Annotated in this window: 13 protein-coding genes; 3 read left to right on the top strand and 10 right to left on the bottom strand. The window is 74.6% G+C overall.

All coding sequences use genetic code 11. The annotated features are described in order from the left end of the window. Positions 1-428: 428 nt before the first annotated feature. From JD276_RS16380 to JD276_RS13870, 5 genes are all read right to left on the bottom strand, one after another. The gene (locus JD276_RS16380; RefSeq protein ID WP_200116261.1) at positions 429-2954 is read right to left on the bottom strand and encodes a LuxR C-terminal-related transcriptional regulator; all 2526 of its coding nucleotides are present in this window, start codon (positions 2952-2954) and stop codon (positions 429-431) included. Between the two features lie 213 nt (positions 2955-3167). Next, positions 3168-4802, bottom strand: coding sequence for an amidohydrolase (locus JD276_RS13885; RefSeq protein WP_200116260.1), 1635 nt, complete (start codon positions 4800-4802; stop codon positions 3168-3170). Between the two features lie 24 nt (positions 4803-4826). Continuing rightward, positions 4827-5180, bottom strand: a complete 354-nt coding sequence (locus tag JD276_RS13880; RefSeq protein WP_200116259.1) for a cupin domain-containing protein — start codon at positions 5178-5180, stop codon at positions 4827-4829. Positions 5181-5278: 98 nt separating this feature from the next. Beyond that, a complete protein-coding gene (locus JD276_RS13875) occupies positions 5279-6649 on the bottom strand; it encodes an NAD(P)/FAD-dependent oxidoreductase (protein ID WP_200116258.1) in 1371 nt (456 codons plus the stop codon). 86 nt (positions 6650-6735) lie between these two features. Beyond that, the gene (locus tag JD276_RS13870) at positions 6736-7365 is read right to left on the bottom strand and encodes a helix-turn-helix domain-containing protein (protein WP_307866584.1); all 630 of its coding nucleotides are present in this window, start codon (positions 7363-7365) and stop codon (positions 6736-6738) included. Positions 7366-7512: 147 nt separating this feature from the next. Here JD276_RS13870 and JD276_RS13865 point away from each other — a divergent pair, with 147 nt between their 5' ends. Beyond that, positions 7513-9282: a phospho-sugar mutase gene (locus JD276_RS13865; protein WP_200116257.1), complete on the top strand. Its 1770-nt coding sequence runs from the start codon at positions 7513-7515 to the stop codon at positions 9280-9282. Further along, a complete protein-coding gene (locus JD276_RS13860) occupies positions 9279-10424 on the top strand; it encodes an ADP-dependent NAD(P)H-hydrate dehydratase (RefSeq protein WP_200116256.1) in 1146 nt (381 codons plus the stop codon). Before JD276_RS13865 ends, JD276_RS13860 begins: the two co-directional genes overlap by 4 nt. A 30-nt stretch (positions 10425-10454) precedes the next feature. On the opposite strand, the gene JD276_RS13855 is transcribed toward JD276_RS13860, so the two are convergent. From JD276_RS13855 to JD276_RS13845, 3 genes are read right to left on the bottom strand one after another with little or no spacing between them, the layout of a single operon-like run. Beyond that, the gene (locus JD276_RS13855) at positions 10455-12257 is read right to left on the bottom strand and encodes an acetyl/propionyl/methylcrotonyl-CoA carboxylase subunit alpha (protein WP_200116255.1); all 1803 of its coding nucleotides are present in this window, start codon (positions 12255-12257) and stop codon (positions 10455-10457) included. Then, positions 12254-14053, bottom strand: a complete 1800-nt coding sequence (locus JD276_RS13850) for a 5-oxoprolinase subunit B/C family protein (protein ID WP_200116254.1) — start codon at positions 14051-14053, stop codon at positions 12254-12256. The genes JD276_RS13855 and JD276_RS13850 overlap by 4 nt, the downstream gene beginning before the upstream one ends. Further along, positions 14050-14814 (bottom strand): LamB/YcsF family protein, encoded by a 765-nt coding sequence (locus JD276_RS13845; RefSeq protein WP_200116253.1) that lies wholly within the window; start codon positions 14812-14814, stop codon positions 14050-14052. The genes JD276_RS13850 and JD276_RS13845 overlap by 4 nt, the downstream gene beginning before the upstream one ends. A gap of 238 nt (positions 14815-15052) precedes the next feature. Here JD276_RS13845 and JD276_RS13840 point away from each other — a divergent pair, with 238 nt between their 5' ends. Further along, entirely contained in the window at positions 15053-15724 is a 672-nt protein-coding gene (locus tag JD276_RS13840; RefSeq protein ID WP_200116252.1) for a GntR family transcriptional regulator, read from the top strand. A gap of 105 nt (positions 15725-15829) precedes the next feature. Here the strand turns inward: JD276_RS13840 and JD276_RS13835 are convergent, their stop codons facing one another. Next, entirely contained in the window at positions 15830-18703 is a 2874-nt protein-coding gene (locus JD276_RS13835; RefSeq protein WP_200116251.1) for an FAD-binding and (Fe-S)-binding domain-containing protein, read from the bottom strand. Between the two features lie 10 nt (positions 18704-18713). Next, positions 18714-19742 carry a YihY/virulence factor BrkB family protein gene (locus tag JD276_RS13830; RefSeq protein ID WP_200116250.1) on the bottom strand — a complete coding sequence of 343 codons (1029 nt, stop codon included), beginning with the start codon at positions 19740-19742 and terminating at the stop codon, positions 18714-18716. Between the last annotated feature and the right edge of the window lie 24 nt (positions 19743-19766).

Here is a 19766-nt window from a genome sequence, read left to right as displayed (position 1 = left end):
GAACCACCCATGCCGACGGAATGAGTATGCAGTGCGTCGGAAGCAGTGTCGCTCGCGTTCGTCGGCTCGGCGATCGAGCTTTGCCGGCCCCACGCGGCGGAATCGCACGGGCGCGGCGCTCCCGGGCGCCGGGCCGCATCGTGAGAGGCCTGAGCGGAAACCGCTGCGGCCCTCGCATCGGGGGAAGAATCCGCGAGGGCCGCTCAGGCGGGCGGACGAGCGCCGCCCTGGAACGCGAGGATCAGTGGGAGTTGATCCGGCGAACCGGCGGAGACCCGACCCGCAGCAAGGGGGAGAAGTGCGAGCCGGGTTCCACCGCACCGGTACGCGAGGAGTCCCGTCGTCCGGTCAGGATCAATTCTCGCTCGCGGGAGGGACGCATCCGGGTGTCCTGAGCACTTTCCCACCCCTACGCCCACCCCTCGGCGTCAGGAATCCGTGCGCCGCCGCACGCGCTTCGAGGTCGAGGAGGCGATGCCCCGCTCCAGATCCTGCAGGGCCTGGGAGGAGATGATCCCCATGCGCACCCCGCGCCAGATGGCCTCCTCCCGGCCCGAGACCCGCAGCTTCCGGTAGATGCTGCGCAGATGGAACTTCACCGTGTTCTGCGAGAGGAAGAGCCGTTCGGCGGCCTGCTCGAGCGTGATCCCCGCCCCGATCGCCTCGAGCGTGCGCAGCTCCGCCGGGCTCAGCCGCTCGAACTGGACGCACCGCTCGGCCTCGGGCACGCGCTCCACGACGTCGACGACGTCCACGATACCGGCCTCGCGGGCGGCGAGCGCCAGCTCGTGCAGCGCCGCGTACGGCACGGCGGTCAGGTACGAGCGCCCGCCCAGCGCGCTCATGCGCCCGGCCGCCGCCCGCAGCGCGTGGAACGCATCGTCCTCCAGGCCGAGCTGCCAGTCGGCGATCGCCTCGATGAAGAGGGCGTCGGCCGCCGCCCGCGGGGTGGGGGTCTTCGTGCCCACCTCCGCGGCGAGCAGCCGCGCCTCCCCCGAGTCGCCGGCGAAGAGGCGGAGCCGGGCCCACGCCACGACCACGTCGGGGTGCGACGGGGGCAGGCGCTCGAGCTGCCGCTCGGCGGAGGCCAGGTCGCCGAGGAACACGGTGAGGCTCGCCGCGTACGCCGCGAGCGCGTACCGGAGGTAGGGCACCGCCCGCATGCCGCGCTCGTTCTGCCCGATCCGGCGCCGGATGAGCTGCAGCGCGGGCTGCTCCCCCTGCTCGACCCGCACCATCTCGGCCTCCGCGAGCGTGATGAGCGGCCACATCTCCATGCGGCCCACCAGCGCGTCGCTGCGCTGGGTCAGCTCCCGCAGCATCCGGTCGTCCTGCCGCTCGTGGGCGATGTGCGCCCGGGCGGCCGTGCCGTTCAATCCGCTCAGGTGCGGCGCCGACCGACCGCTCTCCACACCGAGCGCATCCGCCCGCGCGAGGTGGCGCTCCGCCGCCAGGATGTCGCCGGCGAGCACCTCCGTGAGGGCGAGCCCGTTCCACCCGCGGATCTGCTCGGAGGGGTCATTCCACGCCTCGCCGAGCCGGATCACCCGCGTGTAGTTCCTGCGGGCGAGTTCGAGGTCGCCGTTGACGGCGCCGGAGAGCGCGATCACCGCGTGGACGAGGGGCAGCGACGAGCGCACCGCGTTGCGCTGCAGGTCGAACTCGTCCCCGAGACGCTGCTCGAGGTCACGGGCCAGGCGGAGGGACTCCGCGCCGGCCCCCCGCATGCGCTCGGCGGCGGTCAGGAGGGCGAGCGCCGCGATGCGCACCGTCTCCTCGTCGGAGGAGAGCTGTCGCCGGGTGGCCTCGCGCAGCAGCTCGTACCAGTGATCGAGGCTCTCCGGAGAGGTCGTCGGATCGGTCGACTCGAGGAGCAGGCGCGCGCCGATGATGACGGGGTGGGGCTTCACCGCCTCCGTCGGCAGCAGGCGCAGCGCGGTCAACAGTCCCGGCTCCGGGCCGACCAGCGCGCTGAAGTGCCGGGTGAGGGTGTGCTCGGCGTTCACGAAGTCGCCCAGATCGCAGAGCAGCCTGAAGGCCTCGTAGGGCTCGTCCCGGCCCAGGCCGAGGGCGTGCCATCGTCTGATCTGGCGGATGCGATCCGGGCCGAACTCGCGCTCCGCCCGCTGCGCGAGCGCGGCGACGAGGCCGGGATGGCACACGAAGCGCACCGCCTCGGGGTACCACCGTCGCGAGACGAGGCCGAGCTCCTCGAGCTCGCGCATGATCGCGGCGCCCTCTCGCGGACGCACCTCGGCGACCTCGCTCACCAGGTCGACGTCGACGGCCTCGCAGAGGGCCGAGAGCAGCCACGCCCTCCGCGCCGGGTCGCCCGACAGGAGCTCGAGGTGCTCCCGGGCGAAGCGGGCGATCCTCGTCGGAAGATCCCGTCCCTCGCCCGCCGACAGCGCCTCGAGCATCGTCTGGACCGCCAGGGGCCAGCCGTCCGCCATCCGCTGCGCGGAGGAGGCCTGATCGAGATCCTCGATGCCGTAGAGCGCCGCGAGATCCCGGCTCTCCTGCTCCGTGAACCGGAGCTGCGCCGCGGAGACCGTGCCGGTCCGGATCCGGCTCGTCACGAGCGGCCCGTCGATGGCAGCGAAGCGGCGGGACGAGACCACGATCGAGAGGCGCCCGCTGAGTTCGAGCAGACCGGCCACGGCGAGATCCGTCTCCGCGTCCGTCGCGTGCTGATAGTCGTCGATCACCAGCAGGACCGGCTCCCGCAGGCCGGAGACGAGCCGCTCCACGTCGCTCCGGGCCGCCGGAGCCGATCTCTCGTCGATCGCTCCTGCGGCCTCGATCAGGGCGTCGTGCACGCGCTCCCACAGACCGCCCGCGGCGTCCCGTCGCTCCGGCGCCCGCACCCAGGCCGGCCGGGCCGGCGGCGCCTCCTCCGACGAGAGCCACTGCACGAGCGCCGCCGTCTTCCCGTATCCGGCGGGTGCGTGCACGAGCGTCAGCGCCGGCGGCTGCTCCCCCGCCCCGTTCCAGGCAGCACTGAGGACGCGTCGCCTGTCAAGCGCACGGAAACGAAGCGCGGGAAGCACAGTCCTCACCCGTTCGATCGGGCCGCACCGCCTCTTCCTCCGTCTCCCCACGGACGTCGAGGCCGTGCAGGTGGTCTCAACCCCTACCCTCTCAGCCTAGCAAGAACCGACAGGTGTTCACGATGCCTCGTGGACGACCCTCCCGTCGACGACGGTGAGCGTCACGTCGACGCCGGGGAGCTCGTCGGGCTCGGCGGTCACGGGGTCGAGCGCCCACACCGTGAGATCAGCGACGGCGCCCGGCCGCAGCACGCCCCGGTCCTCGTGGCCCCGGGCGAGGGCCGGCCAGAGGGTGTACGCGAGCAGCGCCTCCTCGCCGGTCAGCCGCTGCTCGGGCTCGAAGACCGGGGCCTGGGGATCGCCGGGCGTGTGCCGGCCCCGGGCCCAGGCCATGCCGAGGCGCGGATCGTACTGCGCGACGGGCCAGTCGGACCCGAGCACGAGCGGCACGCCGGCGTCGAGCACGCTGCGCACCCGGTAGCCGGTCGCGTCGCGGCCCTCGCCCAGGCGCACCGTCCAGTTGTCGCTGTGATCCGCGGTGCGCCACTGCATGTGCAGCGGCTGCATCGAGGCGGTGACGCCGGAGCCGCGCAGCGCCTCGACGTCGGCGTCGGAGAGCACCTCGAGGTGCTCGATCGAGTGGAACGGCAGCCCCTCGCGAGCGGGCAGCGCCGCGTAGACCTCGAGCACGCGGCTCACCGCGTAGTCGCCGACGGCGTGGGTGGCGATGAGCATGCCGGCGTCGTGATAGGCGCGCACCACCTCTCCGAACCGGCCCCAGTCGGGCCAGAACGCGTGCTTCCCGTCGCCGCAGGTGTCGGGCTCGTGCAGCCAGGCCGTGCCCGTGTCGATCACGCCGTCGCTGAACAGCTTGATCGCGCCGGTCTCCCACAGCCGGCCCCGCCGATCCCGGTTCCGGATCACGCGCTCCACGGCGGAGTCGTCGTCGCCGACGGCGTGCCAGTGGTGCACCGTGAGGCGGTGGTCGAGCTCGCCGCGCTCCTCCAGCTCGGCGAGCAGCTCGACCGTGCGTTCCTTGCCGTCCATGATGGCCCCGCCGGTGAGGCCGGAGGCGGCGAGTCGGCGGAACATGTCGCGCAGCGCGTCCCGCTCCTCCTCGTGCGTGGGTGCCGGCGCCGCGTCGAAGACCAGCTGGTAGGCGCTGGGCTCGCGCAGCTCCCCCGTGGGGACGCCGCGCTCGTCGACCACGATCTCGCTCGTGTCATCGAAGCGGCGAGCGCCGGTGACCCCCGCGGCATCGAGCGCCGCGCGGGTCGCGAGGCCGGTGTGGAGGTCGTAGCAGATGAGCGCGGCCGGCCGGCCCTGCACCGCCTCCTCGAGGAGATCGCCTCGCATGCCGGTCTCCTCGAACGGCTCGTACTCCAGGTTCCACCCGCGAACCCACGCGCCCTCCGGCAGACGCGCGGCCTCGCGCGCGAGCGCCTCGCGGATCTCGTCGACGGTCTCGAGACCGCCGAGGTCCACCCCCGCCGTCACGTCGGCTGCCCAGTGGGGGTGGGTGTGCCCGTCGAAGAGGCCCGGGGTGACCACGGCGCCCTTCAGATCGCGCACGGGCAGGCCCAGGGCCTCGGCCTCCGCGCGCACCGACGCGTCGTCGCCGAGCCGTTCGATCCTGCCGCCCCGCACGAGCACGGCGGTCGACTCCGAGAGTCCTCCGCGCTCGGCGTCGGCCTCCGCGTTCGTGCGCAGCCGCGCTCCGACGATCGCCAGATCGCCTCCGTGCTCACCCATCTCCGGTCCTCCTCGCGCCCGTTCTCAGTCCTTGACGATCGTGTAGTGCTTGCGCAGCGGCTCGTGCACGATCCAGGTGCCCCTCCAGCCGGAGGGGGTGACCATCACGTCGCCGGGCCCGAACTCCTCGGGCTCGGCGCCGTCGACCTCCAGTGTCACCCGGCCGGCCAGGATCGTGCAGATCTCGGTGTATCCCTCGCGCGTCGCGGCGAACGACCCCGGGGTGCACTCCCACAGCCCCGTGTCGATGCGGTCGTCCGACCACACCGAGCGCGCCGCCTCGGTCAGGTCGGGGGTGGTGGCGGTGGGCTTCGGCGCGTGCGCGCCGAGATCGGCCGCGAGCGTGTCGTGGAGTGAGTGGGTAGAGGTCTCGCCCATGAGTCGGTCCTTTCGGTCGTTCGGTGTTCGGTGGTCGGCGGTCCGACGCCTCCGCGCGGCGGCGGATGCCCGCGGCGCCGCGCGGCGGCGCGGCGCGCTCAGCCGCGGCCGGTGACGACGTCGGCGACGTGCGCGATCGGCGAGGTCTTCTGCCGGCCCGCCAGCTCCGAGCGATCGGCGATGCCGTACGCCGCGTAGAGGCCCTGGGTCGCGATCCAGCGCAGCGGTTCGGGCTCCCACTTCCGCACCCGGTGGTTCACCCACGGCAGCGAGGCGATCTCGGTGTCGTTCCCGAGGATGAGGTCGGCGATGGTGCGGCCGGCCAGGTTGGTCGAGGTGACCCCGGTGCCGACGTAGCCGCCGCCCCAGGCGATCCCGGTCTCCCGGTCGAGCCCGACGGTGGCCGCCCAGTCGCGGGGCACGCCGAGCACCCCCGACCAGACGTGGTCGATCGCCGCGTGGCGCGTCGCCGGGAAGAAGCGGTGCAGGATCTCGCTGAGCGTGTCGACGGTGACCTCGGGGGTCTCGCCGTCGAGGTCCGTGCGGGATCCGTACTTGTAGGGCACGCCCCGCCCGCCGATGGCGATCCGATCGTCGGCCGTGCGCTGCGCGTACATGTAGACGTGGGCGAAGTCGCCGAGGGTCTCCCCCTCGCTCCACCGCAGCTCGTCCCAGACCTCCGCCGGCAGCGGCTCGGTCGCGATCATCGAGGAGTTCATCGGCAGCCACAGCCGGTGCAGGCCCTTGAGGTTCGCCGTGAACCCCTCGGTGGCGCGCACGACGTACTCGGCGGAGACGGTGCCGTGCGTGGTGCGGACGCGGTGCGGGGCGATCTCGACGGCGCGGGTCCGCTCGTAGATCTCCACCCCGGCGCGCTCAGCGGCCGCGGCGAGCCCCGCGACGAGCTTCGCGGGCTGGATCCTGGCGCAGTGCGGGTGCCACACTGCGGCGCGCGTGCGGGCGACGTTGATCTTCGCCGTCGCCTCGGGCGCCTCGAGGAGCTGCAGATCCGTGTGCTTCCACGACTGCTCGGACGCCGCGAAGGCGCGGATCCTCGCCTCCTGAGCCGGGGTGTAGGCGACGTTGAACTCGCCGCCCTTCTTGATGTCGGCGTCGATGCCCTCGGCGTCGGCGACGCGGATGACCTCGTCGACGGTCTCGTTCATCGCCAGCTGGAACCGCTCGGCGGCGTCGCGCCCGTGCGTCTTCACGTACTGCTCGCGCCCGCCGGTGATGGCGTTCGTGAGCCACCCCCCGTTGCGCCCCGACGCGCCGTAGCCGACGTGCCGCTGCTCGACGACCACCACTCTGAGCTCGGGCCGCGCCCGCTTGAGGTAGTACGCCGTCCACAGCCCGGTGTAGCCGGCCCCGACGATCGCGACGTCGGCCGCGAGGTTGCCGGGCAGCTCCGGCCGCGGCTCGGGCGAGCCGATCTGCTGCCACCAGTGGGAGACGTTGCCGTTGATCATTTCGTATCTTCCTTCGTGCTTCCGGGCTTCGGTGCTTCGGTCGGTCGGGGCGGCGGCGTCGCGCCGGGGTGGTCGGGCCCGCGTCCTCAGGGGGCGTGCGGGGTCTCGTCGGGGGTCGGCGGGCTGTTGATCCAGAGCACCGAGGCGTCGGCCCCGCTCTCGTTGGAGACGCGGTGGGGCGCCGAGCTCAGGTACTCGATCGAGTCGCCGGCGTGCATGGCGTACCGCTCGTCCCCGAGCTGGAGCACGATGCTCCCGCCCGTGACGACGAGGATCTCCTGGGCGTTGCCGTGGGTGTAGGCCTCCTCGCCGGTGGAGCCGCCGGGGGCGAAGCTGCCGGCGTACACCTCGAGGTTGCGCAGCGGCGGCAGCGAGACCACGAACTTCTCGGCTCCGTCGAGCTGGATCGTGGGCCGCTGCTCGGCCCGGAGCACGCCCCGCGTGTGGGCGGCCGAGTCGTCGAGCAGCTGGGCCGGGGAGACGCCGAGGGCGGCGGCCACCTTGCGCATCGAGCCGACGCTCGCGTTGGTGCGTCCGTTCTCGAGCTGGCTGAGGAAGCTCGAGCTCACACCCGCCTCGGCGGCGAGCGCCCGCAGGCTCATGCCCCGCAGCTCGCGGAAGGCGGCCACGCGCTGACCGAGGTGCCGTTCGCCGCTCGGGGTCTCGCTGCTCGAGGCTTCGCCGCTCAGGGTCTCGCCGCTCAGGGTCTCGCTCACGATTCCTCCCGCACTGAACACCCTGTTCAGTAAAGTCAGGCTCACTGTACAGTTCCTCCTCTCCCGGCACAACCCGTCGCCCAGGAGCCCGCGCTCCGCGGGTGGTAGCGTGAACCCGCGGGGGCCTGCCCGAAGGAGAGGACGGCTATGGCGGATTCGGACGAGCAGCTGGTGAGACTGGCCAGGGCGTGGGTCGACCAGGATCCGGATCCCGAGACCCGGGCCGAGGCCGAGGATCTGATGCGCCGCACCGAGGCCGGCGACGCCGCCGCCCGAGACGAGCTGGCCGATGCGTTCGGCGGACGGCTCGCGTTCGGCACCGCGGGGCTGCGGGGCCGCCTCGGCCCCGGCCCGCGCCGCATGAACCGCGTCGTGGTGGCCCAGACCAGCGCGGGCTTCGCCGCGTTCCTCCGCGAGCGCGCCGCGGCCGGGGAGACGAGCGAGCGGCCCTCGGCCGTGATCGGCTACGACGGCAGGGTCAACTCCGACGTGTTCGCCCGCGACGCGGCCGAGATCCTGGCCGGGGCCGGAGTCGCGGTGACGCTGCTCCCGGAGCCGCTGCCCACTCCGGTGACGGCGTTCGCCGTCCGCCGTCTCGGGGTCTCGGCCGGCGTGATGATCACGGCGAGCCACAATCCGCCGCGGGACAACGGCTACAAGGTGTACCTCGGAGACGCCGACGACGGCGCCCAGATCGTCCCCCCGATCGACGGGGAGATCGCCGCGCGCATCGCATCCGCCGCGGATCGCCCCGTCGCGGAGCTCCCCCGGTCGTCCGACTACGCCGTCGCCGGAGACGACGTGCTGGAGGCCTACGTCGACGCGACCGCGACGGCGCTGCTCGCGGGCGCGGCTGCGCCGGCATCCGGTGCGGCTGCGCCCCGCGCCGCGTCGCCGGAGCTCAGGGTCGTGTACACCGCGATGCACGGGGTGGGCTCGGCTCCCGCGAGGCGCCTCTTCGCGGCGGCCGGTCTGCCCGGAGTGGTCGCCGTGCCCGAGCAGGATCGCCCCGACGGCGGTTTCCCCACGGTCGCGTTCCCGAACCCCGAGGAGCCCGGAGCGCTCGACCTCGCATTCCGCACCGCCCGCGAGATCGGGGCCGACCTCGTCGTCGCCAACGATCCCGACGCCGATCGGCTCGCCGTGGCCGCCCCCCACCCCGGCTCGCCGGAGGGCTATCGCGCGCTCACCGGCAACCAGCTCGGCCTGCTCCTCGGCTGGCGCGCCGCCGAGCGCCACGCCCGGATGCGCGGCGGCTCCCCCGGCGCGCTCGCCTGCACGATCGTCTCCTCGCCGGCCCTGCGCGCCGTCGCCCGCGCCTACCGCCTCGACTACGCCGAGACGCTCTCCGGCTTCAAGTGGGTCGCCCGCGTGCCGAACCTGGTGTTCGGGTTCGAGGAGGCGCTCGGATACCTCACGCACCCGGAGGTCGTGCACGACAAGGACGGCATCTCGGCGGCGGCCGACGCCATCGCGCTGACTCGGGAGCTCGCCGCCGAGGGCCGGACGGTCTGGGACCGCCTCGACGAGGCGAGCGAGCGCTTCGGGCACTTCGCGAGCGCCCAGATCACGGTGCGCCTCGACTCCATGGCCGACTCGGAGGCGCTGTCGCAGCGGCTGCGGCGGACACCGCCGGAGGAGTTCGGCGGAGTCGCCGTCTCCGCCGCGGCGGATCTCCTCGACCCCGGCCTCGCCGCCGTCCCCGCGAACGTGCTGCGCTACGACCTCGCCGACGGCTGCCGCGTCATGATCCGCCCCAGCGGCACCGAGGCGAAGCTCAAGGTGTACCTCGACGCGTTCAGCGACTCCGGAGGCGCCGCCGAGCGGCGGCGGGCGACGGAGGAGGCCCTGCAGCGGATCGAACGTTCGGCGCGGGAGTTCCTCGACGCCTCGCTCACCTGGGCGGGCGCCCGATGACGGCGCAGCCGGGGCGTCGCGCGCGTCGGGCCGCGGGCCCGGCGGAGGGCGCGCTGGATCCCGCACGCGCTCCGGCGCAGCAGCACTGGTACGCCGAGCACGCCGCAGCCTGGATCCCGGCGCCGTCGCCCGTCTCCGACAAGTACCGACGCGGCGTTCTCGGGGTGCGCACCGGCTCGGTCGCCTATCCCGGTGCCGCCGTGCTGGGCGTCTCGGCCGCATGGCGGACCGGGCTCGGCATGCTGCGCTACGTGCCGTCGCGCGATGCCTCGGTGGACCGCTTCGGCCTGCCGTCACCCGCCGCCGCGGTGCTCGCGGCGCATCCCGAGACGGTCTTCGGCGAGGGATCCGGGCCCTCGGGCGGCTGCGACGCCTGGCTCATCGGCTCGGGCACCGACCCCGAGGCCCGCTCCGACGAGGAGCGGGAAGCCCTGCTCGCGCTGCTCGCGGGGCCGGCCCCCGTGGTCGTCGACGCCGGTGCCCTCCAGCTGGCCCTCGGGGCGGCCCCGGGCGGCGCGAGCGACGGCGCCCCCGCGGCTGCCGGGGAGACGGCGCCGTCCGGCGAGACGGAGCGCTCCGACGCGCCGGCGCGGCTCGGCGCCCCCGCGATCCTCACCCCGCACCGTGGGGAGTTCCTCCGCCTGTGGCGGGCCGCGGGGCTCGGCGAGCGCCCGCGCGGCTGGCCGGCGCGGGGCAGGGGCGGAAGCGACCGCCCTCCCCGCATCGACGCCCTCGCCTCGGCCGCGTCACGCCTCGCTGAGTGTCTCGGAGTCGCCGTGCTGCTCAAGGGCTCGACCACGGTGACGGCGACACCGGGCGGACAGACGATGCTCTCCGGCCCCGCGACCCCGTGGCTCGCGACGGCGGGCACGGGGGACGTGCTGGCGGGCATCCTGGGCGCGCTGATCGCGGCCAACGCCGCGGTGGTGCGCGAGGACCCCGAGGTCCTCGGGGCGATCGGCGCGAGCGCGGCCGTGCTGCACGACGCCGCCGCGAGGCGCGCCTCCGGCGACGCCGCTCCCGGCGAGGCCGAGTCGCCGCGCGGCGGCCCCATCACCGCCGCCGACGTGGCCGCGGCGCTGCCCGCCGCGATCGCCGAGCTGCGCGCCGCGCGCGCCGCCGGTCGGCGCCACCACCACTGAGCGCCGGGGCGGCGACCGTCTCGCCCGCCCTCAGGCCTCGATCGAACCGATGAGCGCCCGGGCGGCGACCGTCTCGCCCGCCTCGGCGCTCCGGCGCAGCACTCCCGCGCGCGGCGCCCGCACGGGGACCTCCATCTTCATCGCCTCGACGATCGCGACCGTCTCCCCCTCGTCGACCCAGGCACCCGCGTCGACCTTCCAGGCGCTCAGCGTGCCGGTGAACGGGGCGAGCACCGCGCCGGGATCCGCGGCCGCGTCCCGATCGCCCCCGAGCTCATCGCCCTCCGCACCCGCAGCGTCCGCGGCGCCTGAGGCCCCGGCGGTCCCGAGCGTCGCGAGCAGCGACCCGGGCAGCCCGAGCACGGCCCTGCGCCCGTCGAGCTCGATCGGCACGCGGACCAGCCGGGCGGCAGCCGGCTCCGGCACCGCCTCGGCCGCCGCGAAGTCGGCCGTGCACTCCTCCTCGATCCAGCGCGTATGCACGCCGAACCCCGACGCCCCTCCGGGGCCGCCGACGGCGGTGAACGCCGGATCCGCGACCACGAAGCGGTGGAACGGCAGCACGGTGGCGACGCCCTCGACGGCGAACTCCCCGAGCGCGCGGCGCGACCGGGCCAGCGCCTCATCGCGATCCCGCCCCCACACGACGAGCTTCGCGAGCAGGGAGTCGAAGGTTCCCGGCACGGTCTGCCCGGCCGTGAAGCCCGCGTCGAGACGCACCCCCTGCCCCGAGGGGGGATCGAACCGGGTGAGCGCGCCGGGCGTCGGCAGGAACCCGAGCGCCGGATCCTCGGCGTTGATGCGGAACTCGAACGCGTGCCCGAAGGCCGGGATCTCGGCCGGCACGTCCATGGGCTCGCCCGCGGCGACGCGGAACTGCTCCTGCACCAGGTCGATGCCGGTGACCATCTCCGTCACCGGGTGCTCGACCTGCAGACGGGTGTTGACCTCGAGGAACGACAGGGTGCCGTCGGCGCCGAGCAGGAACTCGACGGTGCCGGCACCGACGTAGCCGGCCGCGGCGCAGATGTCGGCGGCAGCGCGATGGATGCGCTCCCGCAGCTCGTCCGGGAGGAACGGGGCGGGGGCCTCCTCGACCAGCTTCTGGTTGCGGCGCTGCAGCGAGCAGTCGCGCGTGCCGAGCACCGCGACGCGGCCGTGCCGGTCTCCCAGCACCTGCGCCTCGATGTGGCGCGGCCGCTCGAGGAAGCGCTCGACCAGGCAGTCGCCCTGGCCGAAGGCGGTCCGCGCCTCGCGCACCGCCGACTCGTAGGCCTCGGCGATCCGATCCCGCTCCCGCACCACCCGCATGCCGCGGCCGCCGCCCCCGTGCACCGCCTTGATGGCGACGGGCAGGCCGTGCACGTCGGCGAACGCGATCACCTCCGCGGCATCCGCCACGGGCTCGTTGGTTCCCGGCACGAGCGGCGCGCCGACCTGCTGGGCGAGCGCGCGGGCCCTGGCCTTGTCGCCCAGCAGCTCGATGGTCTCGGGGTCGGGGCCGATCCAGGTGAGGCCGGCCTCGCCCACCGCCCGCGCGAATGCGGCGCTCTCGGAGAGGAAGCCGTACCCCGGGTGCACCGCGTCGGCGCCCGAGCGCTCGGCGGCGGCGAGCAGCTTGGCGATGTCGAGGTAGCTCTCGGCGGGCGTCGTCCCCTCGAGGGCGTAGGCCTCGTCGGCGAGGCGCACGTGCAGGGCGTCGGCGTCCTGATCCGCGTACACGGCGATCGACCGCATGCCGGCCTCGCGCGCGGCGCGCACCACGCGCACCGCGATCTCGCCGCGGTTGGCGATCAGGACGGCGCCGATCTCGCTCGCGCTGCTGTGGGTCATGGTCGGGTCTCCTCGGGGGTGGGCCGTGCGGGCGCTTCGGGTGGGTCTGCGGGTGCGCGATCCGCCGCGCTCCGGGCCTCGGCCGCGGGCGCGCGATCCGCGCGGCGGAAGCGGACGAGCGCTCCGGGCGGCAGCTGGGCGGCGAGGTCGAGGTCGCGCTCGCGGACGACGCCGACGACGGGATAGCCGCCGGTGAGGGGACGGTCCGCGAGGAACAGCACGGGCTGCCCGTCGGGCGGCACCTGGATCGATCCGGTGACGAGGCCCTCGCTCGGCAGCTCGAGCTCGCGGAACCCCTCGGCGCGGGTCAGGGGACTCCCCTCGAGGCGGAGGCCGACCCGGTCGCTGCGCGGGCTCACCCGCCACTCGTTCTCCCAGAGGCGGGTCATGCCGGCCTCGTCGAACCAGTCGTCGCGCGGGCCGGGGACGACCTCGAGCACGGAGGTCTCGCCCGGCGCGGGCAGCGGCTCGCCCTGCGGCTCGGGTTCGCCCACCGCGCCGACGACCGCGGACGCGGCCCCCTCCGCCGCGCGGACCTCGGCGCCCTCGGCCAGCGGATCGGGGCCGAGCCCGGCCAGGGTGTCGCGCGAGGCGCTGCCCAGGGTGAGCGGCGCGAGCACGCCGCCGCGGATGGCGAGCACGGTGCGCAGGCCCCGCTCGGGCGGGCCGAGCTCGAGCCGCTCCCCGGGATCGATGCGGAAGGCGCGGTCCGCGGCGACGCTCCGGACCCCGAACGGTCCCGCGATGCGGCCCGCGCGCGGGGCGCCCGCGAGCGCGATCACCGAGACGGTTGCCGCCTCCGCGGCGAAGGCGCCGTGCCCGAGCTCGAGCACCGCGGCGCCCGGGGCGTTGCCGACGAGGCGGTTGGCGCGCACGAGCGCACCGCGATCGGCCGCGCCCGAGGCGCTCACGCCGAGCTCGGCGAGGCCGGGGCGGCCGGCGTCCTGGACGAGGGTCTGCAGCCCGGGATCCCGCACGATCAGCGCGGGCGGGGAGGCGAGGCCCGGCGCGCTCTCCGAGCGAGGTTCGGAGGCGCCCGACGCGCCGTCGTCGGGCCGGGCCGGGCCGGGGTCGCCGACGCTCCGGGCGCCCGTCGCGCGGGGATCGGCCGCGCGCGCCTCCTCCCGCGTCGCTGCGAAGCGCACGCGCCCGCCCGGGATCAGTGCGGCGGGCTGCTCGCGGCCGAGATCCCACATCGGGTAGTCGGTGCGGCCGAGCAGCTGCCAGCCGCCCGGGCTGGGCCGCGGGTACACCCCAGAGAACCGGCCGGCGATGGCGACGGCGCCCGCCGGGATCCGCGGCCGCGGAGACGGCCGGCGCGGCACCGCGAGCGCGGGATCGCCCCCCGAGAGATAGGCGAAGCCCGGCGCGAAGCCGGTGAAGGCGACCGTGTACTCCGCGGCCGTGTGGCGCTCGATCACCTGATCGACGCTCATGCCGGTCAGCTCGGCGACCTCGGCGAGATCCGCCCCGTCGTAGCGCACGGGGATCACCGTGCCCGGCGCCTCGGCGGCCCGGCCCGCGCCGCCGCCGGCACCGGCGAGGAGGCCGCTCAGCCGCGCCGCGAAGACCCGCGGGTCGCGCGCTTCGCCCCCGCGCACGAGCACGGTCTCGGCGGCCGGCACGAGCTCGACCACGTCGAGTGCGCCGGCCGCCCGGGCGGAGTCGAGCGCCTCCAGCACGCCGAGGGCGCCCTCGAGGCTGCCGCAGTCGAGCAGCACCGACTCGTCGCCCGAGGCGCGCAGCCGGGGCGTCCGCAGCGCACCGCGGGAGGCGGCCGGCCCGGCTCCGGTCACCGGGCGCCCGCGAATGCCGCGAGCTCGACGCCGGCGCCCCGCAGGCGATCCCGCACTGCGACCGCCATCTGCACGGCGCCGGCGCTGTCTCCGTGCACGCAGATGGACTGCGCGCGCACCTCGACGTCGCTGCCGTCCCGGGCGGTGATCCGGCCCTCCTGCACGAGGCGCAGCATCCGCTCGGCGACCTCCGCGGGGTCGTGCAGCACGGAGCCCGGCTCCCGCCGCGAGACCAGGGCGCCGTTCGGCTCGTAGGCGCGGTCGGCGAAGGCCTCGAGCACCACCGTGAGCCCCGCGGCCTCGGCCTGGGCGACGATGGGGGTGCCCGCCAGGCAGACGAGCGGCAGGCCCGATCCCTCGGCCCGCATCGCCGCGATGACCGCCGCCGCCTGCCGCTCGTCGTGGGCGATCGTGTTGTAGAGCGCGCCGTGCGGCTTCACGTAGCGCACCTCCGTGCCCTCGGCGCGGGCGAGGGATCGCAGCGCGCCGATCTGGTAGAGCACGTCGGCCTCGAGCTCGGCGTTCGTGGGGTTCAGCGGGCGACGGCCGAAGCCGACGAGGTCGGGGTAGCCGACGTGGGCGCCGACCGAGACGCCCTGCTCGGCGGCGGATCGGAGCGTGCCCCTGATGGCCAGCGGGTCGCCGGCGTGGAAGCCGCAGGCCACGTTGGCGCTGGTGACGATGCCGAGCATGGTCTCGTCGTCGCCCATGCGCCACGCGCCGTAGTGCTCGCCCAGATCGCTGTTGAGGTCGATGCGCATGTGCTTCCCCGCTTCCTTGCCAGCTTCGTCTCGATGCCCCGCGCCGGGCCGTCGGCGCCGAGGCGGGATCGCCCATCACACCGCCGAACACCTGCCATAAGCGCGGATGAACTGCTCTCGAGAATACACGTCCTGTTGAGCAAAGTGAAGCGCTTTGTTGAACAATTTGGATCCGGGGAAATCGGACGAGGAGGATCGCGGGCACGCCCGCTCGCGCCCGGGCACTACAATCGCCCGTATGCCCTCTCCCACGGCCGCCCCGGAGCCCGGATCCGCCGGCTCGAGGGCGCAGCGGTCGGCGGACGCGCTCCGGGAGCTCATCGCCGACGGCGCGCTCGCCCCGGGAGACCGTCTGCGCGAGGCCGAGCTCGCGGCCCGGCTCGACGTCTCGCGCAACACGCTGCGCGAGGCGTTCCGCATGCTCAGCCAGGAGGGTCTGATCTCGCAGATCCCCCATCGCGGCGCCCTCGTGGCGATCCCGACCGCGGCCTCGATCGTCGACCTCTTCCGCGTCCGCCGACTCGTCGAGTGCCAGGCGGTGCGCGAGGCCTCCCCCTCGCACCCGGCCGTGGCGCTGATGCGCGACGCCGTGGAGTCGGCCACCGGAGCCCGCGAGCGCGGCGACTGGCGCGGGGTCGGGAGCTCGAACCTCGCCTTCCACGCGGCCGTCGTGTCGCTCACCGACAGCCCCAGGCTCGCCCACCTCTACCGGCAGCTCGCGGCCGAGCTGCGGCTCTCCTTCGGCCTGGTCGACGACCCCGCCCGCCTGTACGCGCCCTTCCTCGACCGCAACGCGGAGATCCTGCACCGCCTCGAGGCGGGGGAGCCCGACGCGGCCGCCTCCGCGCTCGAGGACTACCTCGTCGCGTCCGAGCGGATCCTGCTCGCCGCGCACGAGCGTCCCGCCTGAACGCGGCTCCCCAGCGGCGGATATGCCTCCAGCGGAACCCGGGTCGCCTTTTCGGTTCCGCTGACGGCAGATCCCCCGCTGGAGGCGGCCCGCCGCGAGCCCGCCTCAGCGCAGCGTCGCGGCGAGCAGCTCGGCGAGGTGGACGCCCTCCGCGCCCGCCAGCTGGCCGGCCTGCGTGCGGCACGAGAAGCCGTCGGCGAGGAACACGTCGCCCTCCTCGAGCTCCCGCAGCGCCGGGAGCAGCTGCTGCTCCGCGACGGCGACCGAAACCTCGTAGTGCCCGCGCTCCATCCCGAAGTTGCCGGCCAGACCGCAGCACCCGCCCAGGGTCCGCACCTCCGCGCCCAGCTCGCGCAGCAGCTCCGCGTCGGCCCCGTAGCCCATCACCGCGTACTGGTGGCAGTGCGGCTGGACGACGATGCGCCAGCCCGCGAGCGACCCGGCGGCCCACGTCCGCGGATGGGCGGGCGCGTGCGCGCTCAGCAGCTCGGCCAGCGTGAGGGTCCTCGCGGCGAGCCCTGCGGCGCGGGGATCGTCGGGGAAGAGCTCGGGCAGGTCCGACCGCAGCACCGCCGTGCACGACGGCTCGAGCCCCATGACGGGGATCCCCGCATCGACGTAGGGGTGGAGCTCGTCGAGCAGCCTTCCCAGCCGGGCGCGGGCGCCGTCGAGCTGCCCGGTGCTGATCCAGGTGAGACCGCAGCAGACGGAGCGCTGCGGCGTGAGCACCTCGAAGCCGCACGCCTCGAGCACGCTCACCGCCGCGTGCGCGATGGGCGGGGAGAAGTGGTCGCTGAACGTGTCCGTCCAGAGCAGGACGCGCGGGCGAGGCGAGGCGCCCGCGACCGCGGTCCGGGCGCCTCGCGACTCGGGCGCGGCTCGCATGCCGCGCCCGCGCTCGGCGGTGAAGGTCCGCTCGGCGAAGCGCGGCACCTCGCGCCTGGCGTCCATTCCTCCGAGCGGCAGGGCGATCCGGCGCAGCGGACCTATGCGCATGGCCGCGTTCACGAGTCCCGCGAACGGCGCCGCCAGTCTCGTCCAGCGGGGCAGCCACCCCAGCACGTAGTGGTTGACGGGGCGGAGTCTGCCGCGGTATCTCCGGTACAGCGTCTCGGCCTTGTAGGTCGCCATGTCCACTCCGGCCGGGCAGTCGCTCGAGCACGCCTTGCACGAGAGGCAGAGGTCGAGCGACTCCTCGACCTCCTGCGAGCGCCAGCCGTCGACGACCAGCGAACCGTTCGCCATCTCCTGCAGCACCCGCGCGCGCCCCCGTGTCGAGTCCTTCTCGTCCGCCGTGGCGCGGTAGGAGGGGCACATGAAGCCTCCCACCGCGGGATCCGCGACCCGGCACTTCCCGACGCCGACGCAGCGGTGCACCGCGCGCGTGAAGTCGCCGTCGTCGTGCGAGAACGAGAACCCCCCAGGCGTCGGCATCGGCAGGGCCGCGGGCCGCCGCAGCTGCAGGTCCAGCGGGGCGGGGTCGACGATCACCCCCGGGTTCAGGAGGTTCCGCGGATCGAAGAGGCCCTTGAAGCCGGCGAACGCGCGGAGGGCGTCGGAGGAGTACATGTGTGAGAGCAGCTCGCTCCGGGCCCGACCGTCGCCGTGCTCCCCCGAGATCGAACCGCCGTGGGCGGCGACGAGGCGGGCGCCGTCCTCCATGAAGGCGCGCAGCGCCGCACCGTCCTTCTCCAGGGGGAGATCGAGGCGCAGGTGGATGCAGCCGTCGCCGAAGTGGCCGTAGGGCATGCCGGTCACTCCGTGCTGCACGAGCAGCTCGTCGAGATCGCGCAGGTAGGCCCCGAGCCGCTCGGCGGGGACAGCCGCATCCTCGAACCCCGGCCAGGCCTGCTTCCCCTCGGGCGTCCTCCCCGCGAGGCCCACGCCGTCCTCGCGGATGCGCCAGATCGGCCTGGCGCTCCGCGCGTCGGGGAAGACGCGGGAGCCGACCGCGCCGGAGTCCCGGAACACCCGCTCGGCGCGCTCCATCGTCGCGCGCCGGTCCTCGCCCGACAGCTCGACGAGCAGCCACCCCGCCCCGTCGGGCAGCGCGGCGACGGAGCCCGCTCCGTGCCGGCGCCTGACCGTGTCCACGAGGCGGGCGTCGAGGCCCTCGATCGCCCCCGGGCGATGCGCCAGGAGGGCGGGCACGGCGTCGGCGGCGTCGATCATGCTCGGGTACCCGAGCACGAGGAGCACGGGGTCGAACGGCGACTCCACGAGGCTCACGGTCGCCTCCAAGGCCACGACGCAGGTTCCCTCGGTGCCGACGAGCGCCTTCGTCAGATCCCCCCGATGCTCCGGCAGGAGGTGCTCGAGCGAGTACCCCGACACCTGCCGGCCGAAGCGGCCGAGCTCGGTGCGGATCGTCGCGAGGTCGGCGCGCACGAGTTCCTCGAGCCCCTCGACGGCGTCGATGCCCGCCGAGCCGCGGAAACGACGCCCGCGGCCGTCGACGACGTCGAGGTCGAGCACGTTGTCGACCGTCCGCCCGAAGGAGAGCGAGTGCGAGCCGCAGGCGTTGTTGCCGATCATCCCCCCGATCGTGCAGCGGGCCCAGGTGGAGGGATCCGGCCCGAACCGCAGCCCGTGGGGTCGCGCGGCCCGCTGGAGGGCGCCCATCACGGCTCCCGGTTCGACCACCGCGGTCCGCGCCTCGGGATCGAGTTCCAGGATGCGGTGCATGTGGCGCGAGAAGTCCATCACGATGCCGGGACCGACGGCGTTGCCCGCCACCGACGTCCCCGCGCCCCTGCTGGTGAGCGGCGTTCCCGTCGCGAGCGCGAGCTCGACGACGGCGACGGCGTCGTCGGCGTCGCGCGGGAAGACGACGACCTCCGGGACGACGCGGTAGTTGGACGCGTCGCTCGAGTACTCGGCTCTGCGCCGCGAGGACGCGTCGACCTCGCCGTCGACCGCTGCGCGGAGGTCAGCGATCAGCGAGCGCGCCCCCTCGGAGCCGGTCGTCGAGACTCCCATAGCGGGAATGCTACACCGGCGCCTCGGGCCGCCCCAGCTCGGCGTCCTCCCCCGTGGCGATCCACGACGCGGTCAGCAGCAGCGCGCGGCAGATGAAGTTGAACCACAGCAGCAGACCGACGAAGACCGCGAAGGACGCGAGCAGCGGGTTGCTCGACGCCCCGCCGAGCGCCGCGGCACCGGCGATCTTCAGCAGGAAGGTGACTCCCGCCCCCAGCGCGCAGCCGATGAGCAGGTGCGCGCGGGGCACCCGGATCTCCGCGAGGAAGCGGAACATCGCCATGAGCACGACCGCGTCGAAGACGTACATCGCGGCGTAGCGCGCGAACGTGCCGAGTCCGCCGACGATCCAGCTGTCGGGATCCCAGGCCAGCCAGTCGAGCAGAACGTCGAAGAGGTTGGAGCTCACGACCGTGAGGCCTGCGGAGACGAGGATCGCGAGCGAGAAGCACACCGCGAGCACGAGGTCGCGCATCTTCAGGAGGAACCAGTTGCGGTACTCCTTGACCTCGAGCCCGAAGATGATCCGGATCGCCCGCCGCGTCCCCGTGAACCACAGCACCGCGACGAACGCGAGCGATGCACCGGCGACGACGCTGCCGATGCTCACCGCGGGCGCGTTCAGCAGGCTGTGGAGCGAGACGAGGCTGCTGCCGTCGTCGCCGATGAGGCCGGGCACGAGCAGGTTGAGCTGCTGGACCAGGGTGTCGAGCAGCTCGGTGCGCCCGCGCAGCCAGATGCCGAGCACGCTGAATCCGAGCCACAGCCCGGCGAACACCGCGAACAGCGCCTGATAGCTCATCCCCGCGGAGAGCACGCCGCCGCCCACCTGGGTGAAGCGGGACACGGTACGCCACACGCGGGTGCGCCGCGCCCACTGCCACCGCTGCCGCCCCTCGGCGATGAGTTCGCGCGTGCGGCCGATCTCCGCCTCGCTCCGCGGTGGGCGGGCGTCGAGCAGGCGGCGACGGGAGGCCCGGGACGACGAAGCCCCGGGATCCGCGCTCGCGTGAGCGTCGGGATCCCGGGGCTTCGTCATCGGAACTCGCGGCGGACGAGCGCC

Source organism: Leucobacter chromiisoli (assembly GCF_016522505.1).
GTDB classification, from domain to species: domain Bacteria; phylum Actinomycetota; class Actinomycetes; order Actinomycetales; family Microbacteriaceae; genus Leucobacter; species Leucobacter chromiisoli.
The sequence above is the reverse complement of the archived record's forward strand: the minus strand, read 5'-3'. Positions and strand labels throughout refer to the sequence as shown.